At 61.7% G+C, this 20,826-nt stretch carries 17 protein-coding genes; 11 read left to right on the top strand and 6 right to left on the bottom strand.

Going from position 1 to position 20,826, the window contains the following annotated elements; genetic code table 11:
- Positions 1 to 130: 130 nt before the first annotated feature.
- Positions 131 to 859 (bottom strand): GntR family transcriptional regulator, encoded by a 729-nt coding sequence (locus AB6803_RS22290; protein WP_371110941.1) that lies wholly within the window; start codon positions 857 to 859, stop codon positions 131 to 133.
- A 185-nt stretch (positions 860 to 1,044) separates the two neighbouring features.
- Between AB6803_RS22290 and AB6803_RS22285 the strand changes: the two genes are divergently transcribed.
- The 5 genes from AB6803_RS22285 (at position 1,045) to AB6803_RS22265 (ending at position 5,945) form a co-directional block, all read left to right on the top strand.
- The gene (locus AB6803_RS22285; protein WP_371110940.1) at positions 1,045 to 2,031 is read left to right on the top strand and encodes an ABC transporter substrate-binding protein; all 987 of its coding nucleotides are present in this window, start codon (positions 1,045 to 1,047) and stop codon (positions 2,029 to 2,031) included.
- Positions 2,032 to 2,107: 76 nt separating this feature from the next.
- The gene (locus AB6803_RS22280; RefSeq protein WP_371110939.1) at positions 2,108 to 2,887 is read left to right on the top strand and encodes an ABC transporter ATP-binding protein; all 780 of its coding nucleotides are present in this window, start codon (positions 2,108 to 2,110) and stop codon (positions 2,885 to 2,887) included.
- A gap of 4 nt (positions 2,888 to 2,891) precedes the next feature.
- Positions 2,892 to 3,815 carry an ABC transporter permease gene (locus tag AB6803_RS22275; protein ID WP_371110938.1) on the top strand — a complete coding sequence of 308 codons (924 nt, stop codon included), beginning with the start codon at positions 2,892 to 2,894 and terminating at the stop codon, positions 3,813 to 3,815.
- Between the two features lie 13 nt (positions 3,816 to 3,828).
- Positions 3,829 to 5,076, top strand: coding sequence for a kynureninase (kynU, locus tag AB6803_RS22270; protein WP_371110937.1), 1,248 nt, complete (start codon positions 3,829 to 3,831; stop codon positions 5,074 to 5,076).
- Positions 5,077 to 5,114: 38 nt separating this feature from the next.
- Positions 5,115 to 5,945, top strand: coding sequence for an alpha/beta hydrolase (locus tag AB6803_RS22265; RefSeq protein ID WP_371110936.1), 831 nt, complete (start codon positions 5,115 to 5,117; stop codon positions 5,943 to 5,945).
- Positions 5,946 to 5,947: 2 nt separating this feature from the next.
- On the opposite strand, the gene AB6803_RS22260 is transcribed toward AB6803_RS22265, so the two are convergent.
- On the bottom strand, positions 5,948 to 6,370 hold the full coding sequence (locus AB6803_RS22260; RefSeq protein WP_371110935.1) for a VOC family protein: 423 nt from the start codon (positions 6,368 to 6,370) through the stop codon (positions 5,948 to 5,950).
- A gap of 156 nt (positions 6,371 to 6,526) precedes the next feature.
- On the opposite strand from AB6803_RS22260, the gene AB6803_RS22255 reads away from it, so the two are divergent.
- Complete coding sequence (locus AB6803_RS22255) at positions 6,527 to 6,904, top strand: hypothetical protein (protein WP_371110934.1); 378 nt, start codon at positions 6,527 to 6,529, stop codon at positions 6,902 to 6,904.
- On the opposite strand, the gene AB6803_RS22250 is transcribed toward AB6803_RS22255, so the two are convergent.
- Positions 6,893 to 8,968, bottom strand: a complete 2,076-nt coding sequence (locus AB6803_RS22250) for a putative bifunctional diguanylate cyclase/phosphodiesterase (RefSeq protein WP_371110933.1) — start codon at positions 8,966 to 8,968, stop codon at positions 6,893 to 6,895. The two genes, AB6803_RS22255 and AB6803_RS22250, sit on opposite strands and share 12 nt — an antisense overlap.
- A gap of 272 nt (positions 8,969 to 9,240) precedes the next feature.
- On the opposite strand from AB6803_RS22250, the gene AB6803_RS22245 reads away from it, so the two are divergent.
- On the top strand, positions 9,241 to 9,729 hold the full coding sequence (locus AB6803_RS22245; RefSeq protein WP_371110932.1) for a pentapeptide repeat-containing protein: 489 nt from the start codon (positions 9,241 to 9,243) through the stop codon (positions 9,727 to 9,729).
- Between the two features lie 14 nt (positions 9,730 to 9,743).
- Here AB6803_RS22245 and uxuA read toward each other — a convergent pair whose 3' ends face one another.
- Positions 9,744 to 10,946 (bottom strand): mannonate dehydratase, encoded by a 1,203-nt coding sequence (uxuA, locus tag AB6803_RS22240; protein WP_371110931.1) that lies wholly within the window; start codon positions 10,944 to 10,946, stop codon positions 9,744 to 9,746.
- 124 nt (positions 10,947 to 11,070) lie between these two features.
- Here uxuA and AB6803_RS22235 point away from each other — a divergent pair, with 124 nt between their 5' ends.
- From AB6803_RS22235 to AB6803_RS22225, 3 genes are all read left to right on the top strand, one after another.
- Positions 11,071 to 11,784 (top strand): FadR/GntR family transcriptional regulator, encoded by a 714-nt coding sequence (locus tag AB6803_RS22235; protein ID WP_371110930.1) that lies wholly within the window; start codon positions 11,071 to 11,073, stop codon positions 11,782 to 11,784.
- 30 nt (positions 11,785 to 11,814) lie between these two features.
- Positions 11,815 to 14,286 (top strand): glycoside hydrolase family 2 protein, encoded by a 2,472-nt coding sequence (locus tag AB6803_RS22230; protein ID WP_371110929.1) that lies wholly within the window; start codon positions 11,815 to 11,817, stop codon positions 14,284 to 14,286.
- 117 nt (positions 14,287 to 14,403) lie between these two features.
- The gene (locus tag AB6803_RS22225) at positions 14,404 to 17,664 is read left to right on the top strand and encodes a GH36-type glycosyl hydrolase domain-containing protein (RefSeq protein WP_371110928.1); all 3,261 of its coding nucleotides are present in this window, start codon (positions 14,404 to 14,406) and stop codon (positions 17,662 to 17,664) included.
- Between the two features lie 44 nt (positions 17,665 to 17,708).
- On the opposite strand, the gene AB6803_RS22220 is transcribed toward AB6803_RS22225, so the two are convergent.
- Together AB6803_RS22220 and AB6803_RS22215 are read right to left on the bottom strand one after the other, a co-directional pair.
- Positions 17,709 to 18,539, bottom strand: coding sequence for an aldo/keto reductase (locus AB6803_RS22220; RefSeq protein ID WP_371110927.1), 831 nt, complete (start codon positions 18,537 to 18,539; stop codon positions 17,709 to 17,711).
- 26 nt (positions 18,540 to 18,565) lie between these two features.
- Entirely contained in the window at positions 18,566 to 19,759 is a 1,194-nt protein-coding gene (locus tag AB6803_RS22215) for an MFS transporter (protein WP_371110926.1), read from the bottom strand.
- A 145-nt stretch (positions 19,760 to 19,904) separates the two neighbouring features.
- Between AB6803_RS22215 and AB6803_RS22210 the strand changes: the two genes are divergently transcribed.
- The gene (locus tag AB6803_RS22210; protein ID WP_371110925.1) at positions 19,905 to 20,801 is read left to right on the top strand and encodes a LysR family transcriptional regulator; all 897 of its coding nucleotides are present in this window, start codon (positions 19,905 to 19,907) and stop codon (positions 20,799 to 20,801) included.
- Positions 20,802 to 20,826 lie beyond the last annotated feature (25 nt).

Below are 20,826 nucleotides of genomic sequence, written 5' to 3'. Positions count from 1 at the left end.
TCCTCCACGATCTGAGCGAGATACCGCAGCGACCGGAAACTGGAGGATCATGAATGCGCAAAACCGGCGACGGAGCCAATATAATCTATTGATATCATGGTGTTATTTACATCTACCGGATGCAGTGACGCTACCCAATCTCATCCTCCGAACGAATATAGACCTGCAACGTATAACCGATATGCTCGGTCATCAGCACGCGCGCGCGCTCTATATCGCGGTCGAGCGCCGCTTCCATTAGCTCCGTGTGGTGCTCCATCGCCATCGCGTCGCGCAAAGCGGCGACCGCCTTTTCGTAGCCGATCGTTAGGCCGGCGGCGGCGCGCTGCGTCGGCGCTAGGCCGAGGAAGCGGTGATGGCGGCGGAGCTGGTCGGAAATCGTGCTTTGGAAGCGTTGAAGCCAGTTCGATGATGCCGCGCTGATCAGCGCGGCATGAAAGGCCGTGTGCTTGTCGTCCCATTCGTCGGCCATCTCCTCGGAAGCGGCATCGGGGACGATCTTGCAGCGTGACAGGCGGTAGTGAGCGGTAACGACGGCGGATTCCCAGTCCGGGCCACCCTTTTCGATCGATTCCAGCAGCAGCGGCAGCTCGACGACCATGCGCGCCCGCATCAGGTCTTCCAGCTCGGCGCGCGACACCGGGGCGACGGCAAAGCCGCGATTGCTGACCGCGGTGACAAGCTTCTCGGCCTCCAGCCGCGACAGTGCCTCGCGCAAGGGTGTCCAGCCGACGCCATAGGCGTCCCGCAGGGCGCTGAGCTTCAACGACGCGCCGGGCCTGAGCTTCGTGTTGAGAATATCCCGCCGCAGCAGCCAATAGGCCGCTTCCGTCTTGGTCAACGAGTCCTTGTCCTGCATGGCGTTCGTCCCGGTCGTCGAAGTCCTGAAATTATATATAAAACGGCTCTGGCGCAAAAATATATATCAAAGGCTCTGATGGTGCATATCATATATCAGAAATTGACAGAGGCACGGCAGGCGCTATGATCCGGCGCAACAAGGCCGATCAAACACGGCTGCCAACAACATCCGGGAGGGAAATCATGCGTAAATCCACGTCGAAATGGCTGTCCGGCCTCGTTCTTGCGAGCGCCTTCATGGCGAGCGTCGCGACCGCGGCGGCCGAGCCTATCAAGGTTGCCATCGCCAATTTCGGCGAGCATCCGCAGCTCAACGCCTCGATCGCCGGCTTCAAGAAGGCGCTCGCCGACAATGGCTTCGTCGAGGGCAAGGACGTTGTCTACACCGAAAGCAACACCAGCTTCGACGCTTCGCTGGTGCCGCAAATGATCGCCAAGCTGCAATCCGATCATCCAAAGCTGATGTACACCGTCACCACGCCGGTCTCGCAGATCGCCAAGAAGGCGCTGGCAGGCTCGGGTATCCCGATCGTATTCTCGGCCGTGACCGATCCGGTCGCCGCCAAGCTCACACCTTCCTGGGACGCGGGCGACGAGGGCATCACCGGCGCATCCGACCTGCAGGATATTGCCGCCATCATGACCTTCACCAAGAAGCTGCTGCCGAACGCCAAGCGCTTCGGCCTGCCCTACAATCCGGGCGAGGCCAATGACGTCGCCCTGCTCGAGAAGGTCAAGGAAGCAGCCCCGGCTGCCGGCTTCGAAGTCGTTCCCGTCGGCGTCGACAGCGTCAACGACATCCAGCAGCGTATCGCATCGCTGGCCGGCAAGGCCGACGTGATCTACACGCCCGCCTCCAACCTGCTGCAGCCGGCGATCACCGCCGTTTCAGCCGCCGCCCGCCAGGCACAGATCCCGATCGTCAATTCGGATGACGCGGCGGTTCGCAGCGGTGTCGTACCGGCAAGCTTCGCGGTCAATTACGAGCAGGTCGGTGAAAATGCCGGCAAGATCGCCGCACAGATCCTGAAGGGCGCGGATCCGAAGACGATCGCACCGGTGCGTCCGGCCTATGCGGACCATGCGCCGCTGATCAACAAGACGGTTCTGAAGGCCTTCGGCGCCGAGGTACCGGCCGGACTTGCCGATTGCAATTGCTTCGTCAACTGACAAGCGGCATCTTCGACAAACAATTCAGCAGATATGGCGGCGTGGCCAACGCCGCCATTTTTTCAAGGAGGCACGGATGCTGGACATTAAATCCGCGCGCAAGGTTTTCTACAAGGGACTGCCGGACGAGAAGGTCGCGCTCGACGGCCTTACCCTGTCGCTCAAGTCAGGCGAATTCGGCGTCGTCATCGGCTCGAACGGTGCCGGCAAGAGCAGCATGCTCAACGCCATTTCCGGCGCGCTCAGCCTCGATTCTGGCCAGATCATCATCAATGGCGCCGATGTCACCGGCACGCCGGTGCACAAGCGCGCCGCACGGCTCGCCCGCGTCTTCCAGGACCCGATGAAGGGCACCGCCGCCAGCATGACCGTCGCCGAAAACATGCTGCTCGCCGAGCTGCGCGGCAAGAAGCGTGGCCTGCGCCCCGGTCTTAACGCATCCCGGCTTGCCACCTACAGAGAACGGCTGTCTGTTCTCGGTCTCGGCCTGGAAACCCGGCTGGATACGAAGGTGGAGCTGCTCTCCGGCGGCCAGCGGCAATCGCTGTCGCTGATCATGGCCGTCGGCGGTTCGCCGGATGTTCTTTTGCTCGACGAACATACGGCAGCGCTCGATCCGCGCACCGCCGATATCGTCATGCAGGCGACAGTTCGCACGGTCGAAGCGCTGAAGCTGACGACGCTTATGGTGACGCACAACATGCAGCACGCCGTCGATTTCGGCGACAGCATCATCATGCTCGACGCCGGCCGTGTGCATCTCGAAATCACCGGCGAGGGAAAACGTCGGATCACCGTGCCCGAGCTGATCGGTCATTTCGCCGTCAAGACCGACCGCATGCTGCTGGTGAGCTGATATCATGGATTTCATTCAGACAACTGTCTCGAGCTTCATCTCACTGATCCCGGTCACGCTGGCACAGAGCTTCATCCTGAGCTTCGTCGTGCTCGGCATCATGATCCCCTTCCGCATGCTGAGCTTTCCGGATCTGACCAGCGAAGGCGCCTTTCCGCTTGGCGGCTGCATCTGCGGCATCCTGCTCGCCGCCGGCGTGACGCCACCGCTCGCGATCGTCGCAGCCTTCGCCGTTGGGCTTGCGGCCGGCTGCTGCACGGCCTTTATTCACCTGCGTTTTCGCATCCATACGCTGCTGGCCGGTATCCTGATGTCGACAATGCTCTACAGCATCAATCTCGGCATCATGGGCAAGTCAAACCTCTCGGTCTTCGGTGCGCCGACCGTGTTCGACTGGGTGCCGCTGACGCAGCCGGGCTTTCCGGCGAGCAAGATCATCGTCGCCGGCGTGATCGCCCTCGTCGTCCTCATTGCCCTCAACCTCTATTTCAAGACGGAAAAGGGTACGGCCATGCGCGCCGTCGGCGCCAATCCCGACATGGCCGAGGCGCAGGGCATCAATGTCTGGGCCGCGACCATCGGCGGCGTCGGCCTTGCAAGCGCCTTCTCCGCCACCAGCGGCGCGCTGATGGTGCAGTCGCAGGGCTTTGCCGACGTCAACATGGGCATCGGCATCCTCATCAACGGCCTGGCCGCGCTGATGATCGGCGAGGCTTTCACCGGCAAGCAGTCCGTGTTGCGGCAACTGCTCGCGCCCTTCGTCGGCTCGATCATCTATTACCAGCTCGTGTCGCTCTGCCTTGCCGCCGGCTTGCCGCCGTCGAACCTGAAGCTCGCCACCGGCCTTTTCGTGCTGATCATGCTGGCGCTGCCAAGCATCCGCCGCAGCCGAGGCGGCGCGCCCTCCCGGGAAACCATTCGCGAATAAAGAGGCCGATACCATGGACAGCCTTCCCGATCTCGCCGCCATCGAGGCCATGGACGAGGCCGATCCGCTGCGCATCTTCCGCAGCCGCTTCGCCCTGCCCCACGGCGTCATCTATCTCGACGGCAATTCTCTTGGCGCCGCCTCGCATGACGTCTTCACGGAACTCAAGCAGGCGATGATGGAGGAATGGGGCAACGGCCTCATTCGCAGCTGGAACAGTGCCGGCTGGTTTCAGTTGCCGCTCGAACTCGGCGACCGTATCGGCCGGCTGATCGGCGCCGCACCCGGCCAGACCGTGGTCACCGACTCCACATCGATCAATATCTATAAGGCCTTGCACGCCGCCTTGGCGATGCGCCCCGGCCGTAGCGTCATCGTCGCCGAAGGGGACAGTTTTCCGACCGACCTCTATATGGCCGAAGGTGTCACTTCCACGCGGCCAGGCACCACACTTCGCCTCGAAGGCCGGGATGCCGACGATATCGAGAGTCTGATCGACGATCAGACCGCCGTCGTGCTGGTCAACCACGTCAACTACAAGACCGGCGCATTGCGCGACATGGCGGCGCTGACGCGCAGGATCCACCAGGCCGGTGCGCTGGTTATCTGGGATCTCTGCCACAGCGCCGGCGCCTTGCCGGTCGATCTTGACGGCGTCAATGCCGATTTCGCAGTCGGCTGCACCTATAAATATCTGAACGGCGGCCCCGGCGCGCCGGCCTTCATCTATGCCGCGCACCGCTATCATGCCTCGATCACCCAGCCGCTCAGCGGCTGGTGGAGTCACGCCCGGCCCTTCGCCTTCGAACAAGGTTTTGCCGAAGGCGACGGCATCAAGCGCTTCCTTTGCGGCACGCCGCCAGTCCTGTCGCTAAGGGCGCTGAAGGGCGCGCTCGGCATCTGGGACGAGGTCGATTTGGATATGCTGCGCCAGAAGAGCATCGCGCTCAGCGATCTCTTTATCCGCTTAGTCGAAGCCAAATGCGGCCAATACGGCGTCGTGCTGGACACCACGCGCGATAGTGAGCAACGCGGCAGCCAAGTCTCCTTCACCCATGACAACGGCTATGAAGTGATGCAGGCGCTGATCGAGCGCGGCGTCATCGGCGATTTCCGCGCGCCTTCGACCCTGCGCTTCGGCTTCACGCCGCTTTATGTCAGCTACCGCGATGTCTGGCAGGCGGCCGGCGTGCTGGAGGACATTCTGAGCAGCGGATCATGGCAGGACGCACGCTTTGCCGTGCGCTCCGCCGTAACCTGATAGCGGATAGGCACTGGCGAGAACCGGGAGATCGGGCAATGAGCTATTTCAGGATCACCGATTGGGACGTTGCCTACACCAACGGCGCCTATGTCGTTGATGGAGACCGCTGGCCGGCGGCCTGGCTGGGGCCGGCACAGGCCTTCTGCGACAGCATGACTGCCGCCGGGCGAGCCAAGCTCGATCTTGCTTACGGACCCGGCGCACGCAATCGCTTCGATCTCTTCCTGCCTTCGGAGAAGCCGAAGGGATTGGTCGTCTTTGTCCATGGCGGCTACTGGCTCGCACTCGACAAAAGCTATTCGTCACATCTCGCGGCGGGCGCCGTTGCTGGCGGTTACGCCGTCGCCATGCCCTCCTACACGCTTTGCCCGGAAATACGCATCACCGCCATCGCAAAGGAAATCGCCACGGCGATCGGCGCTGCGGCCGAGATGATCGATGGTCCGTTGATCCTCACAGGGCATTCGGCCGGCGGCCAGCTCGCCACCCGCATGGTCACCACCACCTCTCCGCTTGCCGCATCGGTCCAGACCCGCATCCGCCATGTGCTGTCCATATCAGGCCTGCACGATCTGCGCCCGATCATGAAGCGGACCATGAACCAGCAACTGCGCATCAACGAGGCGGAAGCCATGGCCGAGAGCCCGGCGCTGCTGGAGCCGATGGACGACCTCCGCCTCACCTGTTGGGTCGGCGGTGCAGAGCGCTCCGAATTCGTCCGTCAGAGCACCCTGCTTGCCAATATCTGGACCGGTCTCGGCGCGGCGACGGCAACCGTCGTCGAGCCGGACCGGAATCATTTCACCATCTTGGAGGGCCTTGCCGATCCCGCGCATCCACTGACGCGAGCCCTGCTCTCCGACTGATACTATGCCTTTACAGGCGCGTTGATCGCCCAGGTGACACCGAAGGGGTCGCGAAGCTGACCCCAGCGATCGCCCCAGAACATCACCTGCGGCTCCATGATCACCTCTGCTCCGGCCTCGACGGCGCGTTTCCACCAGGGATCGAGGTCGTCGACAAGCAGTTGCAGCGAGAAAGCCTGCGGCTTTTCCACTCCAAAGCCATGTTCAGGATAGAAATCTCCCAGCATCAGCGAGCTGCCGTTGACATAGAGATGGATATGCATCGTCCGGCCCTGCTCATCGGCCGGATACATGAAGGCACGCTCGGCTCCGAAGGCACGCTCATAGAATTCAGCCGCCTTTACGGCGCCATCCACCATCACATAGGTCACCAGGCCGCCCTTGGCCGGGATATTGGGCTGGGATGATTGTTCTGTATCGGTCATGATCGTCTCCTCGGAATAGGTTTGAACGTTGTGCCCGTCGACGGGCTGCCCCAAGGACGATGGCCGATCACGTTTCCCGACAGGCGACGCCAAATATTTTCCATTTGATCATTTCGTGGCAAAACACTTTGCATCCGAATGAAAGGCGAGACGCATATGGACCGACGGCGGACAGTGTTGCTCTGCCTATGCCTGCTGGCCACGACGACCCAGATTTGTTCGGCATCCGAAACCGTCTATCGAGGCATCGAGGACGACAGGTCGAACGGCGTGAAGCACGGGCTGTTCGAAGTCAGGGAAGAGGCGAGACAATTCATCGCCACGGAAAATCTGTCTCGTGGCACCCATTGGGAGGTACTTGACCCAAACCTGAAGATTCAGGTGCCGCGATGTGCTGTTCCCTTGACGGTCAAGTGGGTTCCCAAGACCTATGGCCTGTCCGCACCGAATGTCGCGGTGAGCTGCGGCAGGACGGTCCACGACAGTTGGGGAAAACACTGGAACGTCTTCGTTCCCATCACCTCAAAGCGATGAAACCCGCTTCATGGGGCGCTTTTCGCCAAAAATCAGCGCCTCCGCATCCTGTCGCGGCATAGGCCGGCCGAGCAGGAAACCCTGGACTTCGCTGTAGCCCTCGGCCCGCAATTTCCCCAACTGCTCTTCCGTCTCGATGCCCTCGGCCAACGTCATGGCGTTGAATCCGGAGGCGATGCCGACGACGGCGCGCACGATCGCGAGATTGCCGGGATCGGTCTCGATGCCGGCGACAAAACTGCGATCGAGCTTGATCTTGTCGAAGGCGAATGAGCGCAGATAGCTCAACGACGAATAGCCGGTACCGAAATCGTCGATGGCGATGCGGATGCCGAGTTCCTTCAGGGCGCGCAGCAAATGCAGGCTCTGCTCGACTTCGGAGAGCAGGACGGATTCGGTGATTTCGATCTCCAGGCGCTCGGGACGCAGTCCTGTCTCGTCGAGCACCGACACGACGGTGGCGAGCAGGCCTGTATGCCGGAATTGATAGACAGAAAGATTGACGGCGATCTTCAGGTGGCTCGGCCATCGTGCAGCAGTGCGGCATGCCTCCCGCAGCACCCATTCGCCGATCGGCACGATCATGCCGGTCTCCTCGGCGACGGGGATGAACTCCATCGGCGCGATGAGCCCACGCTCCGGGTGCCGCCAGCGGATCAGCGCCTCGAAGCCGGACAGGCCGTCATTGTCCAGCCGGATGATCGGTTGGTAATAGAGCTCGAACTCGCCGTTCTGCAACGCCTCGCGAAGCTCGACGGTAAGTTGATGGCGCCGCTCGGCCTCAAGCCGCATCTCGGTCTGGTAAAAACGATAAGTCGACCGGCCGCTTCCCTTGGCGGCATAAAGCGCCAGATCCGCGTCGCGCATCAGGACGTCGGCATCGTTCGCATGGTCCGGCGCCATCGCGATACCGATGCTGCAGGTGACATGTTCGCGAACACCGTCGAGATCGAAAGGGGCCGCGAGCGACAACAGCAGCAGGTCGGCAAAGCGCTGTGCCCGGCCGGCATCGGTCATCCTCAGCACCAGCGCGAATTCATCGCCGCCAAGGCGGGCGACAAGATCGCTTTTCTCGGCAAGCCGCAGAAGCCGCTGCGCGACCTGGCGCAGAAGCGTGTCGCCGGCGGCATGCCCCTTGCTGTCGTTGATGTGCTTGAAATGATCGATGTCGATGTAAAGCAGCGCGATCGGCATCTCCGGAGTGGCGACAGCCACCTGCCGGACGATGCTTTCGGAGAAAAAGGCGCGGTTCGGAAGGCCGGTCAGGGAATCGTGCATGGCGAGATGCGCAAGCTTTGCCTCGACGCCGCGTTCCTCCGTGACATCCTGGGAAATGCCCAGCAGATAGCGTGGCGCCTCGCCCTTCGGCGCAGGCAGCGCCCGCTTCGCCGTCCTCAAGATGCGTGTGACGCCATCCATGCCCCGGATTGTTTCTTCGAAATTGACGGTCGAAGCCGTTTCGAAGGCGCGTTCATCCTGCTGACGGAACGCCGCGATCTGCTCTTCGTGGAAAACCGCCGGATCGTTCTTGCCGACAACATCTTTTGCCGGCCGCCCCATGGCGGCCGCGCAGGCCTCGTTGAACAGGATATAGCGACCGTCCTTCGCCATGTCCTTGACGAAAACGCCGACGGGCAGGTTGTCGACAATACTGTCGAGCAGCGAGCGGGTGTCGGTGAACTGCCGGCGTGCGGCATTGACCTCCGTGCGATCCTGGACGATCGCCAGGATCGCCGCCTTGCCGTCGAAACGGATTTCGCGGCCGTAGGTCAGCACCTCGAATGTCTCGCCGTCAGCTTTCAGATGCGTCCAGCGCTCTGCCTTCTCCACATCCGTCCGGCGCCGAATGGCATCAAACATACGCTCGCGCTCCTTCTGCGGGCGGATGTCGAGAACCGTCATGCCGACATAGTCCTCATGGCGATAGCCATAGAGATCACGTGCGGCGTCGTTGACGATCAGGAATTTCAGCGTCTCGGGATCATAGACCCACATCGGCGAGGGATGCGTCTCAAATAGCGACCGAAAGTCATCGTTCGGAGTGTCGGGCCAAACGGAATTCATGTGCGGGTCGACCTAGCCAATTTGCGTTGAAATGATACGGAGTGCGATAGTCATAATAAAAAAAGTTAAACAAAATCAGAACGCTATACTAGCTTAAACTTTAAGCAAAAGCTTACCAAATACGCAACCATGCGCTTTGCTTGTCAGCTATCTACCGACAAGACGGAATATCGTCTTGCATGACCGGGCAAGATTGATTTTGCCACCGATCAACAAGCTCAAATGTGCCGAGCCTTGCCAAGTCCTGATACCAACGTCATTTTCCGCTGATCATGAAGAAAGTCTCCCAAGAGGATCTCGAAGCAAATCTTGCGGCTCAGGCGCGGGAAGTCGGTATCGACCTGAGCAATGCCGATCTTTCGGATATTGCGTGGCATGGTCTCGATCTGAGCGGGAAAACCATCGCCATGTCGGTTCTGCGCGACGCGCATTTTTCCGCAGCGGAAGCACTGCATGGCTGCACCTGGATCGGCAACAGGATCGAGAACTGTAGGTTCGAGTCGGTATTGGCCTCGAAGTCCGAGATGCTGGATTGCGAATTCAAAGCATGCACGATGCACGCGATGCGGTTTTTCAGGGTCGACCTGTCCCGAACGGTTTTCTCTTCCTGCAGCTTTGTCGATGTCGATTTTTCGGAAGCCGTCACGATCCGCTTGCGGTTCGAAAGTTGCAATTTCGTCGACACCCGATTGACCAAGGATGTTCTGTTCACCGGTACCGATAACTTCGAATTCTCGGCGGAAGGCGAATTGGAACTATAAGTTCCGCCCGATTTCTAAAACCGCCGCCAATGTCGCGAGAACTCATCCGTCTTGCCGATGGCATGGATGACACCGTGCAGTTCCGCCAACCCCTTCAGGCGACCGATCAGGGAATAGCCGGGATTGGTCGGTTTATCGACATCGTCGCCGATCAGATGGCCATGATCGGGGCGCATCGGGATCAGATGGTCCATTCGACCCTCGGCTCGACGCCGGGCCTCTTCCGCCAGAAGCGTGCGCAGAATGGCGTACATGTCGCTGCGCCCCTCGAGATGGGAGGCTTCGACAAAGGAGCCGTCCGGCTCGATCGCCACATCGCGAAGATGGGCAAAATTGATGCGCGGCGCGAATTCCCGGGCGATGGCAAGCACCTCGTTGTCGGCACGCGAACCGAGAGAGCCGACGCAAAGCGTCAGGCCATTGGCGGGGTCATCGACGCTGGTGACGATGCGGCGCAAATCCTCAGCCGTCGAAACCACACGCGGCAGGCCGAATAGCGAAATCGGCGGGTCGTCGGGATGGATGGCAAGCCTTGCGCCAACCTCCGCCGCAACCGGCACCACTTCACGCAGGAAACTGTCGAGGTTTGTCCGTAGATCGTCGGCTGACACTCCGTCGAAGGCGGCAATCTCAGCACGAATGGCCTCCCGGCCATAGCTGTCCTCACCACCGGGAAGACCGGCGATAATATTGCTCTCCAGCCGCTGAACCGCTTCCTCGGAGAGAACCTTGTGGCGCTTCTCGGCGCGCTGCACTAGCTCCGGCGCGTAACTCACTTCAGCACCTTTCCGGCGGAGAATGAAGACGTCGTAGGCGACGAATTCCACCATGTCGAAGCGAAGCGCCAGCGCCGTCGTCGGCATCTCGAAACGCAGGTCCGTGCGCGTCCAGTCGACCACCGGCATGAAATTATAGCAGATCGTCTTGATGTCGGAGCGGGCGAGATTGGCCAGCGTATCCTTCCAGACGCCGATCGCCTTCGCAGCGCCAGCGCCACCAAGCTTGATGGCGCTCGGGATCGGGATCGATTCACAGACGCTCCAGCGCATGCCGGCCGCTGCCACGAGGGCCTTGCGCGCCTCGATCTCCTCCGGCGCCCATGTGCGTGAGTAGGAAATCTCGTGCAGCGCGGTCACGACGCCCGTCGCCCCGCCCTGGCGGGCGTGAATGAGTGGAACGAGATCCCTCGGCCCGAACCAACGCCAGCAACTCTCCATGCGGTGCCTCCCTTATTTGTTGGGCAACATAATGCCAAATCCACGATTGTCCATTCCACCAGCGCCTCTATCCCGCTTGACATCTCTTATTGGCCAACAATATCTTCTTCGAGATGGAGGATGCATGGCGACAGAAACCGCAGAGATCGGGGACAAGGGATCGGCGGTAGACCAGGTGGTCGATGCGATCCGGCGGCTGATGCGTGAGCGCAATCTCGGCCTCGGCGACGCCCTGCCCTCGGAAATCGAGCTGGCGGCGATGTTCAACACCAGCCGCAATACCGTACGCGAAGCGATCCGCATGCTGAAGGCATACGGCATCGTCGAAAGCAGGCAGAAAGTCGGGGCCGTCATCACGGATCGGCGTCAGCAGGCACTGATGGAGCAGTTCTCTTTCGCACTCGATATTTCCGCCGAAAGCTTCCTCGATATCCAGGGTTTTCGCCGGCTGATCGAGGTCAATCTCTCCGATCTCCTGTTTGAACATATCGATGATGCCGGCATTGCGCGGCTGGAGGCGATCAACGATGCCATGAAGCTGGCGCCGGACCTTTCGGATGCCGCCGAATGCGACTTCGAGTTCCACGTCACGCTGGTGGGCCTTGCCGGCAATCAGACGGTGTCACAAGTCTATGGCATTCTGCAGCCATTGTTGCAGCGGCTGATGGAAGCAGGAAAACGCTCCCGCGCCGCCGTCGACAGCGCCTATGACGACCATCGCGACATCATCGCCGCACTGAAGCAGCGCGACCGCATTGCCTACGCCTATCACATGAACCGTCATCTTCATGCCGGATTGCAGTTCATCCAGCCATCCAATCAGCCGCGGCAGATTTGATACAATCCATTTGATGACGGACCGACAAGCATGAAGACACTGGCACTCGATACCGGCTGGACCCTCTCCCGCCTTCGCGCACCCTCCACCGCCCCCTCCCTGCCCGCGACGATCCCGGCTACCGTGCCGGGCAATGTGCACACCGACCTCCTGTCCGCCCGGCTGATCACCGACCCCTATCTCGATGTCAACGAGATCTCCCAGGACTGGATCGGCCGCTCGGCCTGGCGCTACCGTATGGCCTTCGACTGGGATAGCGACGAGGCGGATCGGGTCGACCTTTCCTGCCTCGGCCTCGATACGGCTGCGCGCCTGGAGCTGAACGGCACGATGCTCGGCGAGACGCGCAACATGCACCGCAGCTACCGTTTCGACATCCGCGAGAAGCTCAAGGACGGTCGCAATGAGCTGATCATCGATTTCGAGTCCGCCTATGTCCATGGCGAGGCCGTGCGCGCCGCACTCGGCACCGCCGCCGATATCCCGGCCAACTATCCCGGCCCCAGCAATCTCATCCGCAAGATGGCCTGTAATTTCGGCTGGGATTGGGGGCCAACCGTCGTTACCGCCGGCATATGGAAGCCGGTCGTCATCGAGAGCTGGTCGAAGGCGCGTTTGGGCACCGTTTGCCCGGAAATTACCCTGCAGGGCGGCGACGGCGTCGCCCGCCTGCGCGTCGAGATCGAATGGGCCGCCGAGGGCATGGATAGTGCCGCGCTCGTGATGTCGGTCGGCGGCAAGCGATCCGAGGTCCGCATTGCGCAGGGCGAAACGCATACGCTGGTGGAATGCCGGGTCGATAATCCGCAAGTCTGGTGGCCGCATGGGCTCGGCGACCAGCCGCTCTACGATCTCGACCTCCAGCTTCTGGGGTCCGATGGCATGGTGCTGGATCGCTGGCAGCGGCGCGTCGGCTTCCGCTCCGTGCGGCTCGACACCACGCCCGACGAGATCGGCTCCGCCTTCATCCTCGTCGTCAATGACGTGCCGGTCTTTGCCCGCGGCACCAACTGGATTCCGGACGATTGCTTCCTGCCGCGCGTGACGCGGGAGCGCTATCGCGAACGGATTGCCCAGGCCCGCGACGCCAATATGAACATCCTGCGCGTCTGGGGCGGCGGCATTTACGAGACCGATACCTTCTACGAGGAATGCGACGCCGCCGGCATCATGGTCTGGCAGGACTTCCTGTTTGCCTGCGCCGCCTATCCCGAAGAGGAGCCGGTCTATAGCGAGATCGAGGCGGAAGCGCGCGAGGCGATTATCCGGCTGATGCCCTATGCCTCGCTGGTGCTCTGGAACGGCAACAACGAGAACATCTGGGGCTATTTCGATTGGGGCTGGCAGGATGTGCTCGCCAATCGTCCCTGGGGTGCCGGCTACTATCTCGATCTTTTGCCGAAACTCGTCGCCGAGATCGATCCGACGCGGCCCTATTGGCCGGGCAGCCCCTATTCCGGCTCGATGGAGATCGCGCCGAATGCCGACGAGCACGGCTGCAAGCATATCTGGGACGTCTGGAACGAGGTGGGATACGAGACCTACCGTAACTATATCCCGCGTTTCTGCTCCGAATTCGGCTGGCAGGCGCCGCCGACCTACGGCACGCTTGCCTCATCCGTGCGGGAGAAAAATCGCGCGTCTGCCTCGCCCGGCGTTCTGCATCACCAGAAGGCGACTACCGGCAACGACAAGCTGCTCAAGGGATTGGAGGGGTGGTTTCCCGCGCCGGAAAACTTCGACGACTGGCTCTTCGTCACCCAGCTCAATCAGGCGCGCGCTATCAGCCTCGGCGTCGACCATATGCGCTCGCATCGCCCCACCTGCATGGGCGCGATCGTCTGGCAGCTCAACGATTGCTGGCCGGTGACCTCCTGGGCGGCGATCGATGGCGGCGGGCGGAAGAAACCGCTTTGGTATGCGCTACGCAACAGCTACGCTCCGCATCTCCTCACCATCCAGCCACGCAGCGATGGTCTCGCCGCCATCGCCGTCAACGATGCCACCCTATTCTGGCGCGTGCCCTTCACCGTCGAGCGCTTCGATTTCAACGGCACGCTTCTCGCCCATCACTCCGTCTGGCGCATCCTTTGCGACCGCTTCGAAAATGCCGAGATATCGATCCCCAGGGACGTGGCGACACCCGGCGATCCGCAGCGCGAATTCCTGCGTGCCCGGCTGGGCGATTCAGAGGCCTGGTGGTTCTTCGAAAAGGACATGAAGCTGCAATATCCGCAGCCGCGCTTCGAAATAGAGGCCGCGCAAACCGCCGACGGTATAGCCGTCACGGTCACGGCGCAGACCTTCCTGCGTGATCTCTGCCTGTTTGCCGACCGGATCGACCCGAATGCCGAGGTCGACGACATGCTGGTCAACCTTATGCCGGGCGAGAGCAAGGCGTTCCACATCAAGGGCCTCTCGAAAGAGGCATGGGATGATGCCGATCTTTCCTCTGTCGTGCGAACGGCCAATCAGGTTGCGAGCACGATTCACCATCGGTGAGACGGAAACATTGTCACGAAAGATTGCGATCTCAGAAGGCAAATTGCCGCCTATGATCGCGTAGCACCTTATGATCTAGTGCGCTCACCCGACCCATGAATCAGCGAGACACCGGCTATGCCTTCGGAATCCAATCGCAGCTTTCAGACGCCCCGGCGCGAAGAACTCGGTCTTTCCACACTTACCAACAGCGCCGGCCTGTCCGCATCGGCTTTGCCGAACGGCACGCTGTTCGCCATCGATTTTGCCGACCAGCAGGGCGGCGTCATGATCAACCAGGTGGTCGGATCGCCTGTCTATGGCGGCATCGGACGGCTCTATCTGCGCATCGGCGGCTCAAAGCCTGAAGTCGCCGAAATCGTCGGCCCGAAGGCGGTGGTGCGCTTCGGCCATGACGAGACGAGTTTCTACTGGAGCGGCGAGACGGCAGGTGTCCGGCATACGGTGCGGCTACAACTCCATCCCGGCGATACCGCCTGGTTCTGGCGGATCTCGCTCGAGAATTCGACGGGCAAGACAGTTCCGGCCGATCTCGTGCTGATCCAGGATGTCGGCATCGGCGACCGTGGCTTCCTGATGAACAGCGAGGCCTATGCCTCGCAATATATCGATCATCACATCGCCGCTCATCCCGCCTTCGGGCCGGTCGTGATGAACCGGCAAAATCTGAAGCAAGGTGGCGGGCGCAATCCGTGGCTGGCGCAAGGCTGCCTGGATGGCGCAGCCGCCTATGCCACCGATGCGATCCAGCTGATGGTGCCGGCTCCAAGCGGCGATGCCCCCATGGTGCCGGGTTTCGGCGAAAACCTGGCGAGCACGCGCCGACAGCACGAGGTCGCCTGCCCGGCGATCCAGTCGAAGCCGCTGACACTGGCACCAAAGGCGACTGCTATCACGACGTTCTTCGGTCTGTTCGTTGCCGATCACCCCTTGGCCTCCAGCGATGCCGATCTCGTCCGTCTCGATGCCTTACCGCAGGCACTCGGCCAATTGGCGACGACGGATATTGCCTCGGAGACACCGGTTCGCAGCCTGGTGCAGGATGCGCCGCTGTTCGTGACCGAGCCATTGGATGACGCGACGATCGACCGGCTCTATCCCCAGCGGATGCTGGAAGAGCGTATCGACGGCCAGCTCTATTCCTTCTTCGTGCCGGAGGGATCGCTGAACCGTCATATCGTGCTGCGCGAGAAGGAGCGCCTCGTGGCGCGCCGCCATGGCGCCATCGTCCGCAGCGGCCAGAACATGCTGCTCGACGACCAGACTTTGGGCGCAACCTGCTGGATGCAGGGCATCTTCGCGGCGCAGCTTACCATCGGCAACACCTCTTTTCACAAGCTGTTCTCGATCTCCCGCGACCCCTATAATCTGACACGGGCAAGCGGCTTGCGCATCCTCGTGGATCTCGGCGAAGGCTGGCGTCTGCTCGGCGTGCCCGCCGCCTTCGACATGGGCCTCAGCGATGTCAGATGGATCTACAAGCTTGCCGGCCACACCATCACCGTGACGGCGGCAGCCTCCGGTGACGACCCTGCCATGCAATGGAACGTCACGGTCGAAGGCAAGGCCTGCCGCTTCCTGGTGTTCGGCCATATCGTGCTCGGCGAGCGCGACTATGAAGCCGTGGCCAACATTGAGATCGATGCTGCGGCCAAGCGGATATCCTTCCGTCCTCAATCCTCCTGGCTTTGGGATCGCTATCCGCAGGCCGCCTATCATCTCGTCACCGCGACGCCGGATGCTTTCGAGGCAATCGGCGGCGACGAGCTTCTCTATGGCGACGGCATCTCACGCAACGGCCCCTTCATCGCGCTGAAATCGCACCCAACGCAAGGCTTCAGCTTTGCCGTCACCGGATCGATGACCGATACGTCAGCGGGTGAAGCCCTTGCCGCACGTTACAAGGCAGGCGTCAGCGGCGAAGAGATGCTTGCGCCGGCACAGCACTTCTGGAGCCATGTAACGCGCGGCCTGCGCATCAAGGGCAGCGGACCGGATATTACCGAGCAGGCGGTGATGCTGCCCTGGCTGGCGCATGACGCCATCATCCATCTGAGCGTGCCGCACGGCCTCGAACAATATACCGGGGCGGCATGGGGAACGCGCGATGTCTGCCAGGGGCCGGTTGAATTCCTGCTCGCCTATGAACACGACGCCGAGGTGAAGCAGGTCCTGAGCACCGTCTTTTCCGAACAATACCGGGACCGGGGCGACTGGCCCCAATGGTTCATGCTAGAGCCCTATGCCAATATCCGCGCCGGCGAGAGCCACGGCGATATTGTCGTCTGGCCGCTGAAGGCGCTCTGTGACTATATCGAGGCGACCGGCGATATCGCCTTCCTCACTGAGACCGTTCCCTGGCGAGCCGATGACACCATGCAGCGGACGGAAGAGACGGCGACGATCTCCGACCATGTCGAAAAGCTGCTCGACACCGTCCGCAGCCGGTTCGTCCCCGGCACCAGCCTCATCCGCTATGGCGAAGGCGATTGGAACGACAGCCTGCAGCCGGCCGATCCGCATTTGCGCGACTGGATGGTCAGCAGCTGGACCGTTTCGCTGCTCTACGAACAGCTGGTGCGCTATGCCGCGATCCTGACGTTCGCAAGCCGGGATGAAGAGGCGCAGTCGCTGAAGGAAACCGCCGCCGCCATGCGCAGCGATTTCAATCGCCTGCTAATGCGCGACGGTATCGTCGCCGGCCACGGCGTCTTCGATCCGAGCCATGACGGCGTCGAGCTGCTGCTGCATCCGGCCGACACCCGCACCGGCCTGCATTTTTCCCTGATCGCGATGACCCAACCGATGCTGGGCGGCCTGTTTACGCCCGAGCAGCGGCACGACCATATGAAGCTGATCAGCGAGAACCTGCTTTTCCCGGATGGCGTGAGATTGATGGAGAAGCCGGCCACATATGCCGGCGGGCCGGAGACGCTGTTCCGCCGCGCCGAATCCTCGTCCTTCTTCGGCCGCGAGATCGGACTGATGTATGTGCACGCGCATCTGCGTTACTGCGAGGCGCTGGCTCTGGATAACGACGCCGAGGGCGTCTGGAACGCGCTGGCGCTCGCCAATCCGATCTCGGTCAGCGGCCGGCTAGACCATGCGTCGCTGCGACAGCGCAACACCTATTTCAGCAGCAGCGATGCCGCCTTCGATGACCGCTATCATGCTTCGTCCGACTGGGATCGCGTCAAGGCCGGCGATATCGCCGTCGATGGCGGCTGGCGCATCTATTCGAGCGGCCCCGGCCTCTATACCAAGAGCCTGATCAACAACGTCTTCGGTTTCAAGCGGCACTTCGGCCAGCGTGTCCACAAGCCGCTGTTGCCGGCATCGGTTACCGTTTCCAAGGTCGAACTGGATTTCAAGGCGTAATCAAAAAGGGGCCGCGTGTAGCGGCCCCTCTCCAGATTTTGTAATCAAGCGGCGGCGTCCCAGACCGGCGCGAGGCCATCGGGGCTGACGATCCGCCCCTTGGGCTCGGCAAGCGTATGGATCGCTGCCATTTCTTCCGCCGTCAGCTCGAAGTCGAAGATCGCCGCATTTTCCTGGGCACGGGTCTCGGAGACCGTCTTAGATAGCACAACCAGACCCTGCTGCACGATCCAGCGCAGGACGATCTGCGCGACGGATTTTCCACGCCGGGCGGCAATCGCCTTCAGAACCGGGTCGCTCAACACCTTGCCATCCGCCATGGCGTAATAGGCGGTGACGGACATACCGAGGCTCCTGGCCGTTTCGATCACCTGTGACTGGTCGAGATAGGGGTGATACTCGACCTGATTGATGACGAGCGGCAACTCGCTGAGCTTTGCCGCCTCCGTCATCAGCGCCCGGTTGAAATTCGAGACGCCGATGTGGCGGACCTTTCCGGCCTTGGCAACCTCGTTCAGGGCGCCGATCTGCTCGGCAAGCGGCACGGCGTCGTTCGGCCAATGGAGGAGGAGCAGATCGACATAATCGATCTTCAGCTTCTTCAGGCTTTCATCGACCGAAGTGACGAAAGCCGCGTGCTTATAGTGCTCTACCCAGACCTTTGTGGTCAGGAAGAGATCGGCGCGGGCAAGGCCGGAGCGCTGGATACCCTTACCGACCTCGGCCTCATTGCCGTAGATCTGGGCGGTATCGATATGCCGGTAGCCGTTGTTCAGCACATACGACACCATGCGTTCGGTATCGGAGCCCGGCACGCGGAAAGTACCGAAGCCGAGAGCGGGGATCGAAGCGCCATTGGCGTTGACGAGATGCATGGGATTTCCTTTCGATTGCGGAATGATCAGGCGGCGCAGGAAGCGCTTTGCGCCGAGGGAGCCGAGCGGCGGTCGAGAACGCCGCTCCAGAGAGTGAGGACGAGGGCAGCGACGACCAGGATCGCACCGACCCAGGGCGTGGCGCCAAGGCCAAGCGAGGATTCCACCACCAGGCCGCCGATCCAAGCGCCGGCGGCAATGCCGAGATTGAAGGCGGCGATGTTGAGCGCCGAGGCGACATCGACGGCTGCGGGGCGCACCTCGCGGGCAAGCTGGACGACGTAGAGCTGCAGGCCGGGCACATTGGCGAAAGACAGGAAGCCGAGGGCGGCAAGCGTCGGAATGGCAAGCCAGGGCGAAACGGCCGTAAAGCTGAAGAGCACGAGCACGATCGCTTGGGCGAGGAAGAGCCATGTCAGGGCCTTGACCGGATTGCCATTGGCAAGGCGACCGCCGACGACATTGCCGATAGCGATGGCGATGCCGTAGAGCACCAGGATCAGGCTGACGGCGGAGGCGGCAAAGCCGGTCACGTCCTGCAGGATCGAGGCGAGGAAAGTAAACGCGACGAAGGTGCCGCCGTAGCCGAACGCCGTCATGGCGAAGACGATCAGCAGGCGGGCGCTTCCAAGCACGCGAAGCTGTTCGCCGATACCGGCCGGCGGCGCCTTCTTCAGGTTCGACGGCAGCAACAGGGCGATACCGGCAAAGGCGATGACGCCGAGGACCGCGACGGCGGCAAAAGTGGCACGCCAGCCGAAGGTTTGGCCGATGAACGTACCAAGCGGAACGCCGGTGACGATCGCGACCGTCAATCCCATGAACATCATGGCGATCGCAGACGCACGACGGTTTTCCGGCACGAGATCGGCGGCGATAGTCGAGCCGACGGAGAAGAAGACGCCGTGGGCGAAGGCCGAGAGCACCCGGGCGACAAGCAGGAACTCATAGCCGGTGCTCAACGCCGCCATGCCGTTGCCGACAATGAAGAGCGCCATCAGTCCGAGCAACAGCGGCTTGCGCTCGATGCGGCCGGTGAGCGCCGTCAGGATCGGCGCGCCGAAGGTGACGCCGAGTGCGTAGACGCTGACGATGAGGCCGGCAAGCGGCAGGGTGATGTGAAGATCGTTCGCGACGGTCGGCAGCAGGCCGACGATGACGAATTCTGTGGTGCCTATCGCGTAAGCCGCGATCGTCAAGGCAAAGAGAGCGAGTGGCATGAGATGACCCGATCGAAAAGGCATCCGGACTCATCCGGTTGCGCTGGTTCTTGTTCGGACAGAATATGGGCTCAAGACATTCGTTCGATAATCACCTATATAAACTCAACACTTGTGAATTGAATTCAAAGCAGCGAGGCTAAGGGTGGATAATCGCGCCGGGGAAATGGATGTCTTCGTCCAGGTGGCCGAGCTTCGCAGCTTCTCGGCGGCCGGGCGAAAATTGCGCTTGTCGCCCTCCGCCGTCAGCAAGCTCGTCACCCGTCTTGAGGACCGGCTCGGCACGCGCCTTCTGGTACGCACCACCCGCTCGCTGCAATTGACGCCGGAAGGCGAGGTCTATCTCGAACGGGCGCAGGCGATCCTCGCGGATATCCAAGAGGCCGAGCGGCTGGTCGCCGCAGGCGGAGCGGCAGTGCCGCGTGGACGGCTGCGCGTCAGCGCCTCGGTTGCTTTCGGCGTGTGCTACGTCGTGCCGCTCATTCCCGAGTTCCTGACGCTCTATCCGGAGGTCGAGCTGGAGATATCGCTGAGCGACAGCGTCATCGATATCGTCGGCGAGCGCGCCGATGTCGCCATTCGCGTCGGATCGCTGAGCGACAGCTCTCTAAAAGCCCGCAAGCTTCTCGAAAGCCGCCGCGTCGTCGTGGCGTCCCCGGCCTATATCGCCAGCAAAGGCCTGCCGGCGACGCCGGATGATCTCGACCACCACAATTGCCTGACCTTCAACTTTCGCCCCACTGCGGAAGGCTGGTCGTTTCGCGATCCGCGCACCGGCTCCGTCTTTGTGAAACCCGTCTTCGGCAATCTCCAGGCCAATAACGGACCGACAGTGCGCAGCCTTTGCCTCGCGGGCGTGGGGCTTGCCCGCGTCGGCCAATTCCATGTGCAGCCGGATCTCGACGCCGGGCGGCTGGTGCCGCTGCTGGAAGACTTCAATTCGGAGGATATCGAGATGATCCACGCCGTCTATGCCGGCCATGATCATCTTGCCGCCCGCATCCGCGCCTTTATCGACTTCCTGGCCTCGCGAATCGCGTAAAACGACCCTGAAATCCTCAAGCCAG

Source organism: Rhizobium sp. RCC_161_2, assembly GCF_041355235.1.
In the GTDB taxonomy this organism is placed as follows: Bacteria; Pseudomonadota; Alphaproteobacteria; order Rhizobiales; family Rhizobiaceae; genus Rhizobium.
Note: the sequence above shows the minus strand (reverse complement) of the source record. Positions and strands in the feature narration are given on the sequence as shown.

Excerpts from the sequence above, each read along its gene's own strand:
- AB6803_RS22230 (WP_371110929.1), top strand. The coding sequence starts at position 11,815 with ATGAAGACACTGGCACTCGATACCGGCTGGACCCTCTCCCGCCTTCGC.
- AB6803_RS22275 (WP_371110938.1), top strand. The coding sequence starts at position 2,892 with ATGGATTTCATTCAGACAACTGTCTCGAGCTTCATCTCACTGATCCCG.
- AB6803_RS22245 (WP_371110932.1), top strand. The coding sequence starts at position 9,241 with ATGAAGAAAGTCTCCCAAGAGGATCTCGAAGCAAATCTTGCGGCTCAG.
- kynU (WP_371110937.1), top strand. The coding sequence starts at position 3,829 with ATGGACAGCCTTCCCGATCTCGCCGCCATCGAGGCCATGGACGAGGCC.
- AB6803_RS22235 (WP_371110930.1), top strand. The coding sequence starts at position 11,071 with ATGGCGACAGAAACCGCAGAGATCGGGGACAAGGGATCGGCGGTAGAC.
- AB6803_RS22220 (WP_371110927.1), bottom strand. The coding sequence starts at position 18,539 with ATGCATCTCGTCAACGCCAATGGCGCTTCGATCCCCGCTCTCGGCTTC.
- AB6803_RS22250 (WP_371110933.1), bottom strand. The coding sequence starts at position 8,968 with ATGAATTCCGTTTGGCCCGACACTCCGAACGATGACTTTCGGTCGCTA.
- AB6803_RS22280 (WP_371110939.1), top strand. The coding sequence starts at position 2,108 with ATGCTGGACATTAAATCCGCGCGCAAGGTTTTCTACAAGGGACTGCCG.
- AB6803_RS22255 (WP_371110934.1), top strand. The coding sequence starts at position 6,527 with ATGGACCGACGGCGGACAGTGTTGCTCTGCCTATGCCTGCTGGCCACG.
- AB6803_RS22290 (WP_371110941.1), bottom strand. The coding sequence starts at position 859 with ATGCAGGACAAGGACTCGTTGACCAAGACGGAAGCGGCCTATTGGCTG.
- AB6803_RS22285 (WP_371110940.1), top strand. The coding sequence starts at position 1,045 with ATGCGTAAATCCACGTCGAAATGGCTGTCCGGCCTCGTTCTTGCGAGC.
- AB6803_RS22260 (WP_371110935.1), bottom strand. The coding sequence starts at position 6,370 with ATGACCGATACAGAACAATCATCCCAGCCCAATATCCCGGCCAAGGGC.
- AB6803_RS22215 (WP_371110926.1), bottom strand. The coding sequence starts at position 19,759 with ATGCCACTCGCTCTCTTTGCCTTGACGATCGCGGCTTACGCGATAGGC.
- AB6803_RS22265 (WP_371110936.1), top strand. The coding sequence starts at position 5,115 with ATGAGCTATTTCAGGATCACCGATTGGGACGTTGCCTACACCAACGGC.
- uxuA (WP_371110931.1), bottom strand. The coding sequence starts at position 10,946 with ATGGAGAGTTGCTGGCGTTGGTTCGGGCCGAGGGATCTCGTTCCACTC.
- AB6803_RS22225 (WP_371110928.1), top strand. The coding sequence starts at position 14,404 with ATGCCTTCGGAATCCAATCGCAGCTTTCAGACGCCCCGGCGCGAAGAA.